Raw genomic sequence first — 18,731 nt, 5'->3', positions numbered from 1 at the left:
GGTCAGCACCTGTGGCTCCGGCTGAACCGCGGACAAAACCAGTCGAAGATACCGTCACGCCCGCCGCGGCCATTCCGGAGGGTTTTCTAACGCCAGAAGCCACCCCGGAACCGACGCCAGAACAGGACTTCATTGCTGAACCTGTCGAGGTTGCGAGCGAAATCGATTTCGCGGAACCAGACGAGGCGTCGCCGACGGCGCCTGCAATCGAATCATCAGCCGATAGCGGAGATGACGGAGTGTCTCTGGATCTGCAGCGCACTCTTGAACCGATCCTGTCCGAGACCGCCGAGCGCCAGGTCAGCGCTGCATTTGATGATCTCTCATTCGCGGTCAGGAGCGAACAGCGGCGCTCATTCGACGAAATCGCGCAGGAACTCATGCGGCCTCTGCTGCAGGACTGGCTCGACAACAATTTACCGACGCTGGTCGAACGCCTCGTGCGCGAAGAGATCGAGCGCGTGGCGCGTGGCGGCAGGCGGTAGCTCGCTAGCGAAAATGTATGTTGTCGCTATTGACCCAGGATCACTTTAAGCACTTTAGGCGATACATGCTGGCTGTTGGTGGTCTCAACGTCAGAAGTCGTTATCCGGCCGCTGGCGATGCCACCAATGAGACGTTTGCAGAACACGGATGGGGCATCTTTTTCCGATATGCGCATCACAACTGCCATGTTTGCGCGCTTGTTCTGCGATTGGCGATTGAAGTCGCTGATACATTGCGCCAGCAGCGTCCTTTTAGCGACAGGATCCGAAAGGTTCTTCTTGTAGTCCATGCTCCGCATACCGGACGAGGTACAAGCTGTGATGGCCAGCGATGCCGCGAACAGTAGAATTGAATTTACCACTCTCATGAAAAACCTCTTGGATGAATTTCGTCCAAGTAATCGTTGTGGTTGTGACAAAGCAATTGTCCCAAAGCTGGATCTCTCGCTTTCTGTGTGATTGGGTTAACGACACGTCAGCATTGACTTATCTCCGGCCATTGGGTTTACACCGTAGCCAATCCCTTTCCGCAACTGACGGACACTTTCGCATGCTTGAGAAGACGTATGATGCCGCGACCGTAGAGCCTGAAATCGCAAAACGCTGGGACGAGGCCGGCGCCTTCAAGGCCGGAGCTGGTTCCAAACCGGGCGCCGAGGCATTTTCTATCGTCATACCACCGCCGAATGTGACAGGTTCGCTGCATATGGGCCACGCGCTCAACAACACGATCCAGGATATAATGGTGCGTTTCGAGCGCATGCGCGGCAAGAACGTGCTTTGGCAGCCGGGCATGGACCATGCCGGCATTGCCACGCAGATGGTTGTCGAGCGGCAGCTGATGGAGCGGCAACAGCCGGGCCGCCGGGAAATGGGCCGGGAAAAGTTTGTCGAACGGGTCTGGGAATGGAAGTCGGAATCCGGCGGCATCATTGCCGGTCAGCTCAGGCGGCTTGGCGCATCGTGCGATTGGTCGCGTGAGCGCTTCACCATGGATGAAGGCTTGTCGAAAGCCGTGCTCGAAGTTTTCGTCACGCTCTACAAGCAGGGCCTGATCTATAAGGACAAGCGACTGGTTAATTGGGATCCGAAGCTTCTGACTGCGATTTCCGACATAGAAGTCGAGTCGCGCGAGATCAAAGGCCATCTATGGCATTTCCGTTATCCGCTCGAGAACGTGGCCTTCGACCCGGAAAACCCGCATACCTTCATTGTGGTCGCGACGACGCGTCCTGAAACTATGCTGGGCGATACGGGTGTCGCGGTTAATCCCGACGACGAGCGCTATCATGCTTTGGTCGGTAACAATGTGATCCTGCCGCTGGTCGGGCGTCATATTCCGATCGTTGCCGATGATTATGCCGATCCGGCAGCGGGTTCCGGCGCGGTCAAGATAACGCCGGCCCATGATTTCAATGACTTTGAAGTCGGCAAGCGCAACGATTTGCGCCAGATCAATATCCTGCACACGGATGCATCCATTTTCCTCAAGGAAAACAATGACTTTTTCGAAGATCTCGAGAAATCGAGTCTTCTCGACCAGCTGGTACATGCTCTTGACGGCAAAGACCGTTTTGTAGCGCGCAAGCTGATCGTCGCCATGATGGACGAGCGCGGCTACCTCGAAAAAGTCGAGGATCATACGCACGCTGTTCCTCACGGCGATCGCGGCGATGTGCCGATCGAACCCTATCTTACCGATCAGTGGTATGTGAATGCGGGCGAACTTGCCAAGCCGGCGATTGCCAGCGTGCGCGAAGGCCGTACCAACTTCGTACCCAAAAACTGGGAAAAAACCTATTTCGAATGGATGGAAAACATCCAGCCCTGGGCCATTTCGCGCCAGCTCTGGTGGGGTCATCAAATTCCGGCCTGGTACGGACCCGATGGACAGGTGTTCGTGGAACGGACGGAAGAAGAAGCGCTGAGCGCAGCGGTCCAGCATTATCTGGCGCATGAAGGGCCGATGAAGGCCCATGTCCAGAACCTTCTGGAAAACCTCAAGCCCGGTGAAATTCTGACCCGTGACGAGGATGTGCTCGATACCTGGTTTTCTTCGGCACTCTGGCCTTTCTCGACGCTGGGCTGGCCGGACAAAACGCCCGAGCTTGCTACCTACTATCCGACAAGTGTTCTCGTCAGCGGCTTTGACATCATCTTCTTCTGGGTAGCCCGGATGATGATGATGGGTCTGCATTTCATGGGGGAGGAGCCGTTCCACACCGTCTATATGCACGCGCTGGTTCGCGACAAGAACGGCGCCAAGATGTCGAAGTCGAAAGGCAATGTCATCGATCCGCTGGAACTGATCGACGAGTATGGTGCGGATGCGCTGCGCTTCACGCTTGCCATCATGGCGGCGCAGGGGCGTGATGTTAAGCTCGACCCGAGCCGCATCGCGGGATACCGCAACTTCGGCACCAAGCTGTGGAATTCGACACGCTTTGCCGAAATGAACGGCGTTGCCCGTGATCCTTCGTTCCGTCCGGAAAATGCCAAGCTCAACGTTAACCGCTGGATCCTGACCGAACTCACCAATGCGGTCCGCGATGTCACGGATGGTATTGCCAGCTACCGCTTCAACGAGGCGGCAAGTGCGGCGTATCGCTTTGTCTGGAACCAGTTCTGCGACTGGTACATCGAGCTTTTGAAGCCGGTGTTCAACGGAGAAGATGCGGAAGCCAAGGCGGAGGCGCAGGCCTGCGCTGCCCATGTACTCGACGAGATTTACAAGCTGCTGCATCCGTTCATGCCGTTCATGACCGAGGAGCTCTGGGCGCTTGCAGCGGGCGAGGGCAAGAGCCGTGAGACGTTGCTGTGCCATGCAGGCTGGCCGGATCCGGATTTCGTCGACGCCGAGGCGGCAGCGGACATCAACTGGCTGATCGATCTGGTCACCGGAATACGTTCGGTGCGTGCGGAGATGAACGTCCCGGCATCGGCGGTTGCGCCGCTCGTCATCATCGGCGCCAATGACGTTACGAAGGAACGCTTGCAGCGCCACGATGCCTCGATCAAATGGCGCGCACGTGTCGAGACGATTACCCTGGCGGATGACGCGCCAAAGGGCTCTGCGCAATTCGTTATCGGCGAAGCGACGGCTTCGTTGCCGCTCGGTAGTTTGATCGACGTCAATGCGGAAATCGCGCGTCTGACCAAGGAATCCGGCAAGATCGCCGATGAAAGCGACAAGATCAGCAAAAAGCTCGGCAACGAGAAATTCGTCGCCAATGCCAAACCGGAAATCGTGGAAGCGGAACGCGAACGGTTGTTAGAACTTCAGGCCGCTGCCGAGAAGATCGAAACGGCCATCCGCAGGGTTCGCGAAGCAGGCTAGGGGCCTGGCGCGCCGGAGCGAATCCGGCGCGCGTCCAACGGGTTTTTACTGCGCCAGTGAAGGGTAACTTCCCCATTTCGGTCGGGTAAAAGCCCCAATTCCGTCATTTTTGGCCGCCGTTGCATTTGAGCAACAAGGGCGTTTTCGGCTCAAAATCCATCGATTTTGCCGCTAATCATTTCGGATTAGCGCGAAATTCGCGAAATTTTCGTCTCGTGCTCGCGATTTTGCGCCAATTTCCGATTTTGGAGCGTTCGATACGCGAAACCGGTGATTTTCAGGTGATTGCGCGCACGCCGCGATTTGTTAGGTATTACGTATTGGTAACAATTTTCCTGAACTGTGTGGGGATCAGGAAGTTTTTAAGGCTTCGGGGAGGGACTTAATGTCTAGGGCTATTTCAACGATTTTGGGTGGAGCGTTGCTTCTGACAAGCGTGGCTTCTGCAGCACAGGCCGGGGGGCTGGAGCGCAACGGCTACAATTGGGATCTGCTTTTCGATCAGGAGCGCTTTGCTTCGGAAGCCGGCATTATCTATGTGATGCCGGACCGCAAGATCAAGAACGCCGTTGACACAAACCCGGCCGATGGATTGGGAGCGAACGGTATCGGTGGCGGCGCCACGTCGACACACGAGACCCCGAGCTATACGGTTCCGCGCTTCGGCGCAAAGGTTGGCCTCACGCCCGACGCGGATTGCCTTGCCTCCTACAGCCAGCCATGGGGCGTCCATACCAATCCCGGTGCGGACTGGGTCGGTGCAAACCAGAACATCGAGACCGACATCAGGAGCGACGATTACGGACTGACGTGTTCGTACAAGTTTGATGTTGGCAAGGGTCAGCTCCGTGCAATTGGCGGCGTGTCCTACCAGGAAGTTTCAGGCTACAAAAACCGTCTGGTCGTGGGCCCGGCAGCGTTCGGACCGGCGGCTGCGTTGTTCGATGGTCAAGGCAAGCTTGACCTCGATGCGGATGGCTGGGGCTGGCGTATTGGCGCTGCATACGAAATTCCGGAAATCGCCTTCCGTGCCAGCTTGATCTACAATGCCGAGATCGACCTTGGCCAGATCAATGGTACCGTCGACTTGACGGGCCTTCCGCCACTGCCGACAAATCCTTTTGCCAACAAGATTACGGACGTTTACGGCACGGCTACGATGCCGCAATCGCTCGAATTCAAACTCCAGACGGGTATCGCACCTGACTGGCTGGCATTCGGCTCGGTCAAATGGGTAGATTGGAGCGTTCTCAACGTCGTCTCGTTCTGCCCGACTTCGACCAAGGGCATTGTGAGTTGCGGCCCGACATCGCCAGTTCTGCTGACGACGCTCGATCTTATGTTCCAGGATGGCTGGACGGTCGCTGCCGGTATCGGCCACAAATTCAACGACAAGTGGAGTGGATCGGCGCAGCTTAGCTGGGATCGCGGCACGTCGACCGGTTTGACCACCCAGACCGATACGTATCTGCTTTCCGGTGGCGTGTCTTACGCACCCAACAAAAATGTTGAGCTTCGTTTAGGCGGCGCTGTTGGCATGCTGGCAGCTGGTTCCTATGGCCCGACGGCTTGCCCAAAGACTGGCGGCTGCGGCAATGACGTGACCTATGATTTCGGTGATGATTTCGTCGGCGCATTGTCTCTCGCAGGCAAAATCAAGTTCTAAGCCAAATTGCGAAAATCCAAATAGCCCGGCCAAGCGCCGGGCTTTTTCATACCTGCCTGCTTGGGCGATCAAATTTTGTGACGATTCAGCAACACTGTGGCGCGATGATCGTCCAGGCTCTGGAGAGGACAGAATTTGCCCATTTTGCGCCACAAACCCGGAGCAACTCGAAAGGGCGGCAACCTTTGGTGGTTGGTTACATCGAGTAACGGTACAGATGTTCCGCTTGGGGAAATGATGGACACGATACTTGTTTCATGGGCAAAAACTTCGAGCCGTAAGTTGATACACGGCCCTTCCGCGATTGTTGCGTCATCTCGCCAATCGTATGCTTTCGACACAAGTGTTTTCTTTTGTTCTGGCCCTACTATTGCCGGAAAGCGGTCAAATGTTCGCTGGAATGGCATGCGAGATTTGGCCCTCCCGTTGCTGGCTGACGCGATGACGCGCGCTGGCGGGATTTGGGCTCGAACCGTTCGTATGGCGCGCGGTAACGCTGCGACACTCACGGTGAGGGCAAAGGAAGACTATAGTCATGCTCATCGCTGATCGTTTTTTTGGTCCAATTGTCGGCTTTGGCCTTTTGATGAGCGCTATGACCATGCCTTGTTTCGCCTTCGATACGCAAAATGAGGTGAAGGAAGACTCCAGCCCGTTCGCACTCTTCAAGTTTGGTTTCTCCGCATATAAGAACGGCCATAAGGACGAGGCAGTCAAAGCACTGCGTTTTGCCGCTGAAAAGGGTCATCAGGGCGCCAACTGGAAACTTGCGCGCATGTATGCGGAAGGCGACGGCGTCAAGGAAGATGACTACGAAGCCTATAAGATGTTCGAGCAGGTTGTCCATGAAGGCGCCGATCAGGGCACGGAGAACGAAAGCTACGTCGCCGATGCGCTGGTCGCGCTGGCCGGCTATGTCAAACGTGGCATCCCGAATTCGCCGATCAATTCCAACCCAAGTGCGGCGCGCGATCTTTATCTGCAGGCAGCATCGAATTTCGGCGATTCCGACGCGCAATTCGAACTCGGCAAGATGCTGATGAAAGGCGAAGGCGGACAAGCCAGCCCCAACCAGGCTGCACGCTGGTTCCGTCTATCGGCGCAAAAAGGCAATGCGGGTGCGCAGGCCATGCTTGGCAATCTGCTGTTTCAGGCAGGCAAGACCGTGCGCGGTCTCGCGATGATGACTGCGGCTCTGGAGCACGCCAACAAGCAGGACAAAGCCTGGATCCGCGACGTGCAGGAGCAGGCGTTTTCCATATCCGACGAGGCCGACCGGCGCACCGCGATGGTGCTGGCCGAGGACATCGTCAAGACCGGCGATTTCTGAGGCAATTCTGGATCGGGTCGATGGCGATATGCCGGCAAGATCTGTCAATTCACCGAAGGTCTAAGCCAAATCGTCATAAATTCGTTGCGTCAGGTGATGAAAATCGCGACCGGCACATGATCCGACGGTTTTTCCCAGGCACGGACATGTTTTTCAATGCTGGCGGATTCGAGCATGTTCGCGGCTTCCGGCGATAGCATCAGGTGATCGATGCGAATGCCGTTGTTCTTCTGCCAGGCACCCGCCTGATAATCCCAGAATGTATAGACGTCACCTTTGTCGGTAACGCTGCGAACTGCATCGGTGAAGCCGAGGTTTTCAAGCCGTCGGAAAGATTGGCGTGTCGCCGGCTGGAACAAGGCATCATTGACCCAGGCTTCCGGGACCTTTGCGTCGATAGGCTCGGGGATGACATTGTAGTCGCCAGCCAGAATAAGTGGCTCTTCAAGGGCCAACCGCTCTTCCGCCCAACGCTCCAGCCGCTCCATCCAGCCGATCTTGTAGGGAAATTTCTCGGTGTTGATGGGATTGCCGTTCGGCAGATACAGTGAAACAACGCGGAGCGCGCCCTTTTCGGTAGAAAACACGGCTTCTATAAAGCGCGCATGATCATCGGCATCGTCGCCGGGGAGACCGCGATTGACCTCGTCGGGGGACTGCCTCGATAAAATGGCAACGCCATTGAAGCCTTTCTGGCCGTTCGTCTCGACATGATAGCCCAGCGCTTCCAGTTCGAAGCGCGGAAACCCTTCATCGACGGATTTGATTTCCTGCAGGCAGACAATGTCCGGATTGGACTCCTGCAGCCATGTCGTCAGCACCTCAATCCGGGCTTTGACGCCGTTTATGTTCCAGGTAACGATTTTCATGGGTTTGCGCTCAGGTTGCAACGGCGGCAAGGTGGATGTCAGACGGAGAAGCTTGTCCCGCAACCACAGGAAGAGGTCGCGTTTGGATTGCGAATCTGGAACGACTGGCCCATCAGATCGTCAACGAAATCAATCTCCGAACCGCCAATATAGGGCAGGGAAATCTGATCGATCAGCACCTTGGCGCCTAGTTTCTCGATGACGATGTCATCGACGTCCTGTGCGTCAACCAGATCGTATTTGTAGGAAAAACCCGAGCAGCCGCCGCCCTCGACGGAAATGCGCAAGGCGGTTTTTTCCGGATCTGACTGCAGAATCGCCGAGATGCGCTTTGCAGCGGCATCGGAGACAGAAACACTTAGCACTTCGGTCATTCTTTACGGTTCCTTCGCGGATTGCTCCGCTACGCTCAACAAAGCATTGACATTGTAATGTCACGCCTTGCCGTTCATCATACACCATAGCTAAGAATTGGCGACTGTGAAGTCAACGTTGTCAGCAGTCGGAAGATGGGAAGGCACATATTTCAATCATGTCCATGCAGGGTATCGGTTTCGGTTACAGGGAGAGGGCACCATACGCCTCTGATCCCGTGAAAAGCCGTGGACGGCTTGTGCCTGAAAGCGAAAGCCCGACGCGCACGGTGTTTCAACGTGATCGCGACCGTATCATCCACTCAACGGCGTTCCGGCGGCTGAAGCACAAGACGCAGGTCTTCATCGCCCATGAGGGTGATCATTATCGCACACGGCTGACGCATACGATCGAAGTGGCGCAGATTGCCCGGGCGCTGGCGCGTTCCATGCGGCTCGACGAGGATCTCGCCGAAGCAATCGCCCTGGTGCATGATTTCGGCCACACGCCGTTCGGTCATACGGGTGAGGATGCGCTCAACGATAAGATGCGCGACTTCGGCGGTTTCGATCACAACGCGCAATCGCTGCGCATCGTAACAAATCTCGAAAAGCGTTATGCCGAGTTTGACGGGCTGAACCTGACCTGGGAAACGCTGGAAGGTTYGGTCAAGCACAATGGTCCGCTGACCGATGCTCTTGGCAACGGGCTGAAGCACCCGGTGCCCGCTGCAATCCTCGAATATAACGCGCACCATGATCTCGAACTTGCACGCTTTGCCTCGCTGGAAGCGCAATGTGCGGCAATTGCCGACGATATCGCCTATAACGCCCATGACATCGATGATGGGTTGCGCTCAGGTCTGCTTACGCTTGACGCGCTCGAAGCCGTGCCGATAATCGGCGATATTCTGCGCGCCGTCCGGCAGAAATATCCAACTCTCGATGATGTACGTACGTCGCATGAGATTGTCCGGAGGCAAATCACGATCATGGTCGAAGACGTGATACGTGCGGCGCAGGCCAATCTTGAAACGGTCAAGCCGCAGACAGTCGACGACATTCATGGTGCCGGGCGAACGATCGTTGGATTTTCAGCGCCGCTGCGCGAGCAGGAAAAGATGCTCAAGGCGTTTCTGTACAAGAACCTCTATTTCCACGAGAGCGTGGTGCGCGTGCGCAAATCCGCTGACAGGATTGTGAGAGAGTTGTTTGATGCCTATCTTGCAGACGCTCAGTGTATGCCCGAGGGCTGGCGCGAGAGCGAGAAACAGGGCGATCTGGCTGCGCGCGCAAGGCTGGTAGCGGATTTTTTGGCAGGGATGACCGATACATATGCTGTGCGGGAACACCGACGGTTGTTTGACCATACGCCCGAATTGGCTTAAGGGCAGGGCCAATTGCGGTAGAACGACCGCTCAATTTTATAAACCCCGAATGAGTATGACGTCATGAACATCTTCGCCGATTTCGACGCGCGGATTAAGAACGCCCTGCAAGCGCTTGATTTAGAAACCACAGAGGGTGCTGCTGTGGATCTGTCGCGCGTGGGTGTCGAACCGCCGCGCGATCCCAGCCATGGCGATATTGCAACAAATGCGGCGATGGTGCTCTCCAAGGCGGTTGGCCAAAACCCGCGCGAACTTGCTGTTAGAATTGGAGATGCGCTGAAGAATGATCCCGACGTCGGCTCAGTCGATGTGGCAGGTCCCGGTTTCATCAATCTGCGGCTCAAGGACACCTATTGGCACCGGCAACTTGCCGTAATGTTGGCCGCCGGGCTCGATTATGGCCGGTCAAAGCTCGGTTACGGCCACCGGGTCAATGTCGAATATGTCTCGGCCAATCCGACCGGTCCCATGCATGTCGGCCATTGCCGGGGTGCGGTGGTCGGCGATGCTCTTGCCAACCTGCTCAAGTTTGCGGGTTATAACGTTGCCAAGGAATATTACATCAATGATGCCGGCGCGCAGATCGATGTGCTGGCAAGCTCTGTGATGTTGCGGTATCGCGAGGCGCTCGGAGAGCAGATCGGCGATATTCCTGCAGGGCTCTATCCTGGCGATTATCTCGTGCCCGTGGGGCAGGCGCTTGCCGCCGATTATGGCACGAAGCTCCTGGAAATGCCGGAAGATGAGGCGATGGTCATCGTCAAGGACCGAACGATCGATGCGATGATGGTGATGATCCGCGACGATCTCGCCTCGCTCAACGTTCATCACGACGTGTTCTTCTCCGAGCGGACGCTGCATGCCAACAATGCCAAGCTGATCCGGTCTGCCATCAACGACCTGACGCTGAAGGGGCATGTGTACAAGGGCAAACTGCCGCCACCGAAGGGCCAATTGCCGGAAGACTGGGAAGACCGGGAGCAAACGCTGTTCCGGTCGACCGATGTGGGCGATGATATCGACCGGCCGCTGGTCAAGTCCGACGGCCAGTTCACCTATTTCGCGGCCGACGTTGCCTATTTCAAGGATAAGTACGACCGCCACTTCGACGAGATGATCTATGTGCTCGGCGCGGATCATGGCGGTTATGTCAAGCGGCTGGAATCTTTGGCGCGGGCTGTTTCCGGCGGAACGGCGAAGCTGACTGTATTGATCTGCCAGCTCGTCAAGCTCTATCGCAACGGCGAACCCGTGCGGATGTCGAAACGGTCGGGCGAGTTCGTTACCTTGCGTGATGTGGTGGAGGAAGTAGGCCGGGATCCAGTGCGGTTCATGATGCTGTACCGGAAGAACGACGCGCCGCTCGATTTCGACTTCGCCAAAGTCACCGAACATTCCAAGGACAATCCCGTCTTCTACGTTCAGTATGCTTCGGCCAGATGCCATTCGGTTTTCCGGCAGGCGATCGAACAGCTGGGGATCGGCGAAATCCAGTTGGCGGCGAGCGCGCAACACTTCGGTTTGCTGACGGATGAGAGTGAAATCGCGCTCATTCGCAAGCTCGCGGAATACCCCCGGCTGATCGAAACAGCGGCTTTGCATCAGGAGCCGCACAGGCTCGCTTTCTACCTCTACGACCTCGCAAGTTCGCTGCATACGCAGTGGAATAAGGGAACCGAAAACCCGGACTTACGTTTTATTAAGGTTAACGATCCAGACTTGTCCCAAGCCAGGCTAGGGCTGGTGCAGGTTGTTTCGAAGGTCTTGACGTCCGGATTGTCAATAATAGGTGCGGACGCCCCGACCGAAATGCGTTAATATACGCTGAAAAGCGTAGCAATCCTGTCAACTTTTGCCCACATTGCGCTGGTAAGGCCAATGCGTGACGTTTTCGGACGTCCCACAGTTGAGAGTACAGGATTAACGCCATGGCGGACAACAATATTCAGCGTTCTCACCGGCAGGATGATTCGCGATCAGGTAGTAATGACCCTCTGATGGAACTTTCCCGTATCATGGGAACGGTTGACGAGGAAGGGTCGACTAACGGATCCAACGATGATTTTGCTATGGACCTCGAACGCGAGCTGATGGGGGGCTTTGATGAACCAGCCGCGCCTCAGTCCGCTGGCAATGATGCCCACGACGATCACCTTGCCGCTCAGGATTTTCAGGAATCCATCGAGCGCGAGTTGGCTGCGGAACCACCTCACACTCATGAAGCAGCTACCGAATCCATAGCCGCCTATGAAGAACCGGATTACGCCGATTACGAGCCGGACCCGGTTTACGCGGACAGCGAGGCGGGCGAGGGTGTTGGTCGTCCGATAGAGGCGGTCGTCTCTCACTACGAAGAGCGCCCCGTGCTCGCAACGCCATCACTCAGTCTCGAAGATGAGCTCGAAACCTTGCTTGCAGGGTCGGCGCAGCCAGCCGTGCAGCGTTCGGCAAATGCTTCCTGGGGATATGGATCGCAGACGCAGGTTCCGGGACGAACAGAGATTGCCCCGTCGATCAGCCGGACAACATCATACCAGCAGCCATCGCATGTGTCGGAAACAGTCGTCCACGAGATTCCCGAGCCGGAGCCTGTAGCTTACGAAGCTGCCGTGGAAGAGCAGGTTCAGGATTCGGAGATCGAGGATTTCGATACCGACGAATTGATGGCGGCGCTCGATGATTTCGACGTAACGGCGGATCAAGACGAGGATAGCGAATCGGTTGCAGAAGCAGTCCCGGTTTTCCCGCTTTATCAAAACCTGGAACAATCCTCGACGCCGGTTCGTGAACAGATCGAAGTGCCTGTTGCCATGCCTGTTGCCAGCGCACCGCGATTGCCCGAAGTTCATGAGCTCAGCGACTATGCCGACGAGCTCGATCGCGCAGCGTCGGCGATTACTGCAGCACCCGATGTCGATACGGTGGCGGTTACAGAAAGCCGCGTTGATTATACCGAGTCGCTCGATCTTCCGGCCGTGAACTATGAGGACGACGTTCCGCAGCACAATGGGCTGAACGAGCTCGATAATGAATTTGCAGAGGTATTCGGTTCGATCGAAGCCGACGATTCGCGTGGCGCCTATGTCGCGGCAGAGGATCCTGCCCCACAGGAGCCTGAGAAAGACCGATACGCCGATATTTTCGCAGATGTATTCGGGAACGAGGCAGATCAGAACAAATACAATCCGGCAGGCTATACAGCAGCAGCCGGCGCTGCCGCTATGGGCGCTGCGAGCTCACAACAAAGCCGGGCAACCCCGGCCTATGGTCCAGAAGAGGATCTGGATTTTGGCTATGATCCTCGCCAGGACAATGTCGATATAGCCGCAACGCCCTACGGGCAAAAGGAAACACCTGCGCGTCGCCGCAGTAACCTGTTCGTTCCCGGCGTGGCAGCAGCTGTTGTTTTGCTCGCTGTCGCTGGTGCCGTCGCCTATAAATGGACTGGCGGTTCGAGTGGCGACCCCGTCGTCATCATGGCGGACAAGACGCCAATCAAGGTTCAGCCGGAAACGGCCAGCACGGCCGTAGTGCCAAATCAGGACAAAGCGGTTTACGACAAGAGCGCGACGGCTGCTCCCGAAGCACCGAAGCAGGATCAACTCGTAACAACACGGGAGGATCCTATCGATCTTCCAGCTGATGAGGATGGAGGCGCGTCCGTTACGGATATGCTCGCCGCCGATGCGCCCCCAGCTGATGATCTTGCCGCGGGCGACAAGGTGGAGGCGCGCGTTGACCCTGCCACTGCAGACGATACTGCCGATGCTGCACCGGCGGAACGCAACAGTGCGATTGCACCGCGCAAGGTGCAGACTATGGTCGTCAAACCGGATGGCACGATGGTTGCCTCCATTCCCGAACCGGCTGATCCGGTGAGTACCGGCCCGGCCGTTGCCCCGGCTGACCGTCCCGCAGCTCCGCTCGATGCAAATGCATCCGCAGCGCCGGCAACAACTGGTGACGACGAAATTGGCGCATTGATGCAGGACGCCCCGGCAGCTGCGCCCGTACAGACTGCTGCACCGGCACCCGAAGCACCAGCTGCAACTGCAGCGGCAAAAACGGCTCCGGCTGCTGGCAAGTTGCCTCCGAAGCCTGTCGCGACCAAGAAGATCACTCCCGAAACGGTTGCTTCCGTTACGCCGAAGAATATTCCGGTGGTCGAATCGCGTCCGGCAGATCAACCGATCGATATTGTCGATCGCGTTCCGCCAAAGAATGCAGCGGGCCAGCAGGTCGCTTCCGCCGCTCCGGCAGCGGGAAGCTATCTCATCCAGATTGCCTCGCAACCGAATGTCGAGGGTGCGCAGAAGACATATGCTTCGCTCTCCCAGAAATATGCGGGTGTGATCGGCGGCCGCGGTGTCGATATCAAGCAGGCCGAGATTGCCGGCAAGGGCACATTCTTCCGTGTTCGCATTCCGGCTGGCTCTAAGAGCGATGCGAACGCCCTGTGCGCCAAATACAAGACTGCAGGCGGCAGCTGCTTCGTTACGCAGTAGTCCGTCCGGTATATTGGAAAAGGCGGCCACGGCCGCCTTTTCTTTTTTTGTGCTGAAGCGGTAGACTCCCTTCATGAGCGAATCAAAAGCATGGATTGCCGGGACGACCGGTTTGAAACTGACCCCAGACGAAATCGCATTCTTTCGCGATGAGCGGCCGTGGGGTTTTATTCTTTTTGCCCGCAACGTCAGCGAGCCGGCACAGATCCAAGACCTGTGCGCGCATTTGCGTGATCTGGTGGACCGCGACGACGCACTGGTGCTGATTGACCAGGAAGGCGGGCGCGTGCAACGGCTGCGACCGCCGCTCGTGCCGGATTATCCCTCAGGGTCGCAGCTTGGCGCGCTTTTCCGGGAAAATGAGGAACTTGGATTGCGCTCCGCCTGGCTCCTGTCGCGCCTGCATGCGTTTGATCTCCTCAAGCTCGGCATCAATGTCGATTGCCTGCCGGTACTCGATGTTCCCGTGGAAGGGGCCAATGATGTTATCGGCACGCGCGCCTATGGCAAGCATCCAGAGATTGTGACGGCCATGGGCCGAGCCGCGGCGGACGGGCTGCTTGCGGGCGGCATGCTGCCAGTGATCAAGCACATACCGGGGCACGGCCGCGCCTTCGCCGACACACATCACGAATTGCCGACGGTCGCGACGCCGCTTGAGGAGCTTGCCGAACATGATTTCGTGCCGTTCCGGGCTTTGGCTAACCTGCCGATGGCGATGAGTGCGCATGTGATCTTTTCGGCCGTTGATCCAAAGAACCCGGCGACGACATCGGGCAAGGTGGTAGAAGAGATCATCCGGGACTATATAGGTTTCGGCGGGCTGCTGATGAGCGACGATGTCTCCATGAATGCACTTTCTGGGGATTATTTCGACCGGACCAAAGCAATCTTTGCGGCCGGGCTCGATATCGTGCTTCATTGCCACGGCATCATGGATCAAATGAAAGCCGTTGCGGCTTGCACGCCGGAGCTCGAGGGCAAGGCGTTCGAGCGGGCGCAGCGGGCAATCGAATATCGAAAAGAACCGGATACCTCCAATGAGGAAGAACTCCGGGAAGAATTCCAGCGTACTTTCGAGGCGGTGGTTTAGAGCGAGAGAGTTTTGGCGGCGAGCGAGCAAAAGATAAATGGCAACGACACGGCACCCATGGAAGCGCTGTGGGAAAGTCAGGTCGATCGCGCTGCCAGCGAGCCGTCGCTTGTTATTGATATCAAGGGGTTCGAAGGCCCACTTGATCTCTTGCTGCATCTCGCGCGTAACCAGCGGGTCGATCTTGCTCGCATCTCTGTACTCGCCTTGGTTGAGCAATACCTGATCTTCATCCGGCAGGCGCAGGCATTAAGGCTTGAGCTTGCCGCCGATTATCTGGTCATGGCGGCGTGGCTTACCTACCTCAAATCCAAGCTGTTGATCCCGAAGGCGCCTGGCGACGAAGGCGAAAGCGGCGAGGAATTGGCGGCAACGCTGCAGTTCCGGCTGAAACGCCTGGAAGCGATGCGCGACGCGGCAACAAAGCTCATCAATCGCAACCGGCTCGGCCGCGATGTGTTTGCCCGCGGCATGCCCGAGGCTGTGATTGTCGATCAAACCAACGCCTATGCAGCGACGCTCTACGAGCTTTTGACCGCCTACGCCTCACAGCGGCAAAAGCGAGCCACTTCGCATGTGCAGATCGCGCGGCGTACGGTCTGGTCGCTGAAGGACGCGCGCGAAATCCTGATGCGGCTTGTGGGTGAGATGAAGGATTGGACAGCGCTCGATCATTACCTGATGGAATTTATCTTTTCCCCGGCGGAGCGGGCGACCGCTATGGCCAGCTCGTTTGCTGCCAGCCTGGAAATGGTCCGGGAAGGGCATCTTGAAATTCGCCAGACTGGCGCGTTCAACCCGATCTACCTGCGCAACAGGCTTGATAAGCAGACCGAGCCGCTGAAGGATGTGGCAAATGGCTGATAGCATTCATAACATCGAAGATGATGAACTCGAGTTGCCGGCCGGCAACTGGAACTCAGCGGTTTCGCTTTCCGATGCGCTGCGCATGGCCGAGGCCATATTGTTCGCATCGGCAGAGCCCGTAACGGAAAAGGCCCTGCGTGAGCGCCTGCCGTCCGGTGTCGACGTTGCCGCGCTACTTGGCGAATTGCAGGAGATCTATTCAAAGCGCGGCATCAATCTGCGGCAGACGGGTGGCGCATGGGCATTTCGCACGGCTGCCGATCTCGCCTTCCTGATGAACCGGGAGGCCGTGCAGCAAAAGAAACTGTCGCGTGCAGCCCTCGAGGTCCTTGCGATCATCGCCTATCATCAGCCGGTGACACGCGCCGAGCTTGAAGATATTCGCGGTGTCGAGACTTCGAAGGGCACACTCGATGTGCTGATGGAAACGGGCTGGATCAAGTTCCGCGGGCGCCGCCGGACACCCGGCCGTCCTATCACCTATGGCACCACGGCCTCTTTCCTCGATCATTTCGGCCTACAGGAAGTGCGCGATCTGCCGGGGATTGACGAGTTGCGCGGGGCAGGTCTGCTTTCGACGCGCATGCCGACGAATTTTGCCATCCCGATCCCGGTCAACGATCCGGATGAACTGACCGAGGATGAAGATCCACTGACGGACATCGACCTCGAGGAACTCGGTCTTTTGACGCCCCGCATCGAACATGATTGAGACAAGCTTTCTGTTATAATCGCTTGCCAACATCAAAATTCGTGACGCAGAGTTTACTTCGGACTTGCGCTGCGTTTACATGAATGTGAAAGAGCAGAAGGACTTGTGTTTGAAAAGCACGGGGAAAAGACATAGATCAGCTCAAACTGTTGGGCGAATGTGAGGATCAAATGGGTAGTTTTTCAATCTGGCACTGGCTTATCGTGCTTGCGGTCGTGCTCCTTCTTTTCGGTCGCGGCAAGATCCCGGAACTCATGGGTGACGTTGCCAAGGGTATCAAGAATTTCAAGAGCGGCATGAGCGACGACACGGCTGACACTGCCGACAATTCGAAAACGATTGATAATCAGACAAGCCAGCCGGTGAATTCAGTCAAGGAAAAGACCACAAAGTCTTGAATCCAAGGATAATCTTGTCCTGCGCGCGGGTGCGTTGCCGCGTCGTGGCTGGAGCATGATGAATGTTYGAAGTTGGTTGGTCGGAAATCCTGGTGATCGTGATCGTCATGATCGTGGTGGTCGGACCGAAGGATTTGCCGAAGATGCTGCGTGCCTTCGGCAAGGCGACCGCAAAGTTTCGGGCTACTGCCGGCGAATTCCGCAAGCAGTTTGACGAGGCGTTGAAAGAGGCCGAGCTCGATGACGTCCGTGAAATCATCAATGATGCCAAGAGTCTCGATCCTCGAAACGACATTCGCAAGGTATTCGATCCTGTGCGTACGATCGGTGAAGAAATCCGTTCCACGCTGAAGGATGCGACAGTGACGGCCAAGGACAATGTCGCCGTGCCCGATCCAGCTGCGCCAGGGGCAACACAGTTGCAACCGCAGGTGATGGAACCCTTGGCCGCTCCGGCCGCGCCTGCCGCTGAACCGGTGATAAAGAAGCCCGCAGGGTCGAGACAGAAGCCGGTTGCGGCTGCCGCTGAAACCAAAGCCAAGCCGGGAGCGCCAGCCAAGAAAGCCGCAGACGCTCCGAAGGCTGCGCCTAAGAAGAGCGCTGCCCCTGCCGCAGTCGCAACGGCCGCGCCGACCAAAATACCTGCCAAAAGAACAGCGAAGCCGAAGGCCAAGGCTGTCGACACGGGGACAAAGAGTTGAGCAGCGCTGACGACGAAATCGATAAAAGCTCGGCCCCTTTGATGGAGCACCTGATCGAGCTGCGCCGGCGCCTGATCTGGGCACTTCTGGCGTTCTTCCTGGCGTTCCTTGTATGCTTTCATTTCGGCAAGCAGTTGTTCAACCTTTTGGTCATCCCGTATCAGTGGGCGATCTTGTGGGCGGGGTTCGATCCCGCCAAGGCGCAACTCATCTATACGGCCCCACAGGAATTCTTTTTCACGCAGGTGAAGGTCGCCATGTTTGGCGGCATCGTCATCGCCTTCCCGGTCATCGCATCGCAAATCTACAAGTTCGTGGCGCCCGGCCTCTACCGCAATGAGAGAATGGCGTTTCTGCCGTTCCTGATTGCATCGCCGATCCTTTTTCTCATGGGCGGCGCGCTTGTCTATTTCTTCTTCACACCGATGGTCATGTGGTTCTTCCTGGCCATGCAGCAGACCGGCGGTGCGGGTGAAGTCCAGATCTCGCTGTTGCCGAAGGTTTCCGAATATCTCAGCCTTATCATGACGCTGATTTTCGCATTCGGGCTGGTGTTTCAGCTTCCGGTTGTGACGACCCTCTTGGCGCGCGTTGGTCTCGTCGGCTACGAGGGGCTGAGGTCGAAGCGCAAATACGCCATCATCATTGCGTTTATTGTGGCCGCCGTTATCACGCCGCCCGATCCGATCAGCCAGATCGGTCTTGCACTCCCGACGATCCTTCTCTACGAGGTTTCGATCTGGATGGCGCGTCTCGTCGAGAAAAAGCGTGCGGCAACCGAGGCTGAAGCAAAATCAGAGTCCAGCGAAGTCTCGTCCTGACGGTCATCGTTTCGCCGGGCCTTTACGCCTAAATTTCTTGCTCACACCAACACGGCTTTATTCCCATGCTAGATATCAAATGGATCCGAGAGAATCCGCAAGCGCTTGACGCAGCTCTGGCCAAACGGGGCAACGAGCCGGCATCGTCCCGTTTGATCGAGCTTGACGAAAAGCGCCGTCAGCACATCGCCAAATTGCAGGAG

At 56.9% G+C, this 18,731-nt stretch carries 16 protein-coding genes and 1 pseudogene; 14 read left to right on the top strand and 3 right to left on the bottom strand.

Annotated elements, in window-relative coordinates:
- A partial coding sequence (locus ACXJ5O_RS04960; protein ID WP_457298925.1) for a PopZ family protein occupies positions 1 to 485 on the top strand: 485 nt, incomplete at its 5' end.
- Positions 486 to 511: 26 nt separating this feature from the next.
- On the opposite strand, the gene ACXJ5O_RS04955 is transcribed toward ACXJ5O_RS04960, so the two are convergent.
- Positions 512 to 775, bottom strand: a complete 264-nt coding sequence (locus tag ACXJ5O_RS04955) for a hypothetical protein (RefSeq protein WP_457298924.1) — start codon at positions 773 to 775, stop codon at positions 512 to 514.
- 260 nt (positions 776 to 1,035) lie between these two features.
- Between ACXJ5O_RS04955 and ACXJ5O_RS04950 the strand changes: the two genes are divergently transcribed.
- From ACXJ5O_RS04950 to ACXJ5O_RS04940, 3 genes are all read left to right on the top strand, one after another.
- Complete coding sequence (locus tag ACXJ5O_RS04950; protein WP_457298923.1) at positions 1,036 to 3,822, top strand: valine--tRNA ligase; 2,787 nt, start codon at positions 1,036 to 1,038, stop codon at positions 3,820 to 3,822.
- A gap of 385 nt (positions 3,823 to 4,207) precedes the next feature.
- Positions 4,208 to 5,488 carry an OmpP1/FadL family transporter gene (locus tag ACXJ5O_RS04945; protein ID WP_457298922.1) on the top strand — a complete coding sequence of 427 codons (1,281 nt, stop codon included), beginning with the start codon at positions 4,208 to 4,210 and terminating at the stop codon, positions 5,486 to 5,488.
- A 535-nt stretch (positions 5,489 to 6,023) separates the two neighbouring features.
- Complete coding sequence (locus ACXJ5O_RS04940; RefSeq protein WP_112530299.1) at positions 6,024 to 6,818, top strand: tetratricopeptide repeat protein; 795 nt, start codon at positions 6,024 to 6,026, stop codon at positions 6,816 to 6,818.
- Positions 6,819 to 6,907: 89 nt separating this feature from the next.
- On the opposite strand, the gene xth is transcribed toward ACXJ5O_RS04940, so the two are convergent.
- Both xth and erpA read right to left on the bottom strand, forming a co-directional pair.
- On the bottom strand, positions 6,908 to 7,687 hold the full coding sequence (xth, locus tag ACXJ5O_RS04935; protein WP_457298921.1) for an exodeoxyribonuclease III: 780 nt from the start codon (positions 7,685 to 7,687) through the stop codon (positions 6,908 to 6,910).
- A 38-nt stretch (positions 7,688 to 7,725) separates the two neighbouring features.
- The gene (gene erpA, locus ACXJ5O_RS04930) at positions 7,726 to 8,061 is read right to left on the bottom strand and encodes an iron-sulfur cluster insertion protein ErpA (RefSeq protein ID WP_162701933.1); all 336 of its coding nucleotides are present in this window, start codon (positions 8,059 to 8,061) and stop codon (positions 7,726 to 7,728) included.
- Positions 8,062 to 8,219: 158 nt separating this feature from the next.
- On the opposite strand from erpA, the gene ACXJ5O_RS04925 reads away from it, so the two are divergent.
- From ACXJ5O_RS04925 to ACXJ5O_RS04880, 10 genes and pseudogenes are all read left to right on the top strand, one after another.
- Complete coding sequence (locus ACXJ5O_RS04925) at positions 8,220 to 9,428, top strand: deoxyguanosinetriphosphate triphosphohydrolase (protein ID WP_457298920.1); 1,209 nt, start codon at positions 8,220 to 8,222, stop codon at positions 9,426 to 9,428.
- A 63-nt stretch (positions 9,429 to 9,491) separates the two neighbouring features.
- Positions 9,492 to 11,249 (top strand): arginine--tRNA ligase, encoded by a 1,758-nt coding sequence (argS, locus tag ACXJ5O_RS04920; protein ID WP_457298919.1) that lies wholly within the window; start codon positions 9,492 to 9,494, stop codon positions 11,247 to 11,249.
- Positions 11,250 to 11,359: 110 nt separating this feature from the next.
- Positions 11,360 to 13,936, top strand: a complete 2,577-nt coding sequence (locus ACXJ5O_RS04915) for an SPOR domain-containing protein (RefSeq protein WP_457298918.1) — start codon at positions 11,360 to 11,362, stop codon at positions 13,934 to 13,936.
- Between the two features lie 73 nt (positions 13,937 to 14,009).
- Positions 14,010 to 15,029 carry a beta-N-acetylhexosaminidase gene (gene nagZ, locus ACXJ5O_RS04910; RefSeq protein ID WP_457298917.1) on the top strand — a complete coding sequence of 340 codons (1,020 nt, stop codon included), beginning with the start codon at positions 14,010 to 14,012 and terminating at the stop codon, positions 15,027 to 15,029.
- A gap of 12 nt (positions 15,030 to 15,041) precedes the next feature.
- Positions 15,042 to 15,893, top strand: a complete 852-nt coding sequence (locus ACXJ5O_RS04905) for a segregation and condensation protein A (RefSeq protein WP_457298916.1) — start codon at positions 15,042 to 15,044, stop codon at positions 15,891 to 15,893.
- Entirely contained in the window at positions 15,886 to 16,608 is a 723-nt protein-coding gene (scpB, locus tag ACXJ5O_RS04900; protein ID WP_271896196.1) for an SMC-Scp complex subunit ScpB, read from the top strand. The genes ACXJ5O_RS04905 and scpB overlap by 8 nt, the downstream gene beginning before the upstream one ends.
- A gap of 170 nt (positions 16,609 to 16,778) precedes the next feature.
- Entirely contained in the window at positions 16,779 to 17,006 is a 228-nt protein-coding gene (locus tag ACXJ5O_RS04895) for a twin-arginine translocase TatA/TatE family subunit (protein ID WP_112530313.1), read from the top strand.
- Positions 17,007 to 17,068: 62 nt separating this feature from the next.
- Positions 17,069 to 17,707, top strand: a complete 639-nt coding sequence (tatB, locus tag ACXJ5O_RS04890; RefSeq protein WP_457298915.1) for a Sec-independent protein translocase protein TatB — start codon at positions 17,069 to 17,071, stop codon at positions 17,705 to 17,707.
- 41 nt (positions 17,708 to 17,748) lie between these two features.
- Complete coding sequence (gene tatC, locus ACXJ5O_RS04885; RefSeq protein WP_370637100.1) at positions 17,749 to 18,528, top strand: twin-arginine translocase subunit TatC; 780 nt, start codon at positions 17,749 to 17,751, stop codon at positions 18,526 to 18,528.
- A 65-nt stretch (positions 18,529 to 18,593) separates the two neighbouring features.
- Positions 18,594 to 18,731, top strand: a pseudogene (locus ACXJ5O_RS04880) (serine--tRNA ligase); the annotation flags it as partial.

Source organism: Phyllobacterium sp. P5_D12 (assembly GCF_054049495.1).
The sequence above is the reverse complement of the archived record's forward strand: the minus strand, read 5'-3'. Positions and strand labels throughout refer to the sequence as shown.

What these genes read in the sequence shown, in the direction of transcription:
- ACXJ5O_RS04955 (WP_457298924.1), bottom strand. Translation starts at nt 775, where the DNA reads ATGGACTACAAGAAGAACCTTTCGGATCCTGTCGCTAAAAGGACGCTG.
- ACXJ5O_RS04950 (WP_457298923.1), top strand. Translation starts at nt 1,036, where the DNA reads ATGCTTGAGAAGACGTATGATGCCGCGACCGTAGAGCCTGAAATCGCA.
- ACXJ5O_RS04945 (WP_457298922.1), top strand. Translation starts at nt 4,208, where the DNA reads ATGTCTAGGGCTATTTCAACGATTTTGGGTGGAGCGTTGCTTCTGACA.
- ACXJ5O_RS04940 (WP_112530299.1), top strand. Translation starts at nt 6,024, where the DNA reads ATGCTCATCGCTGATCGTTTTTTTGGTCCAATTGTCGGCTTTGGCCTT.
- xth (WP_457298921.1), bottom strand. Translation starts at nt 7,687, where the DNA reads ATGAAAATCGTTACCTGGAACATAAACGGCGTCAAAGCCCGGATTGAG.
- erpA (WP_162701933.1), bottom strand. Translation starts at nt 8,061, where the DNA reads ATGACCGAAGTGCTAAGTGTTTCTGTCTCCGATGCCGCTGCAAAGCGC.
- argS (WP_457298919.1), top strand. Translation starts at nt 9,492, where the DNA reads ATGAACATCTTCGCCGATTTCGACGCGCGGATTAAGAACGCCCTGCAA.
- ACXJ5O_RS04915 (WP_457298918.1), top strand. Translation starts at nt 11,360, where the DNA reads ATGGCGGACAACAATATTCAGCGTTCTCACCGGCAGGATGATTCGCGA.
- nagZ (WP_457298917.1), top strand. Translation starts at nt 14,010, where the DNA reads ATGAGCGAATCAAAAGCATGGATTGCCGGGACGACCGGTTTGAAACTG.
- scpB (WP_271896196.1), top strand. Translation starts at nt 15,886, where the DNA reads ATGGCTGATAGCATTCATAACATCGAAGATGATGAACTCGAGTTGCCG.
- ACXJ5O_RS04895 (WP_112530313.1), top strand. Translation starts at nt 16,779, where the DNA reads ATGGGTAGTTTTTCAATCTGGCACTGGCTTATCGTGCTTGCGGTCGTG.
- tatC (WP_370637100.1), top strand. Translation starts at nt 17,749, where the DNA reads ATGGAGCACCTGATCGAGCTGCGCCGGCGCCTGATCTGGGCACTTCTG.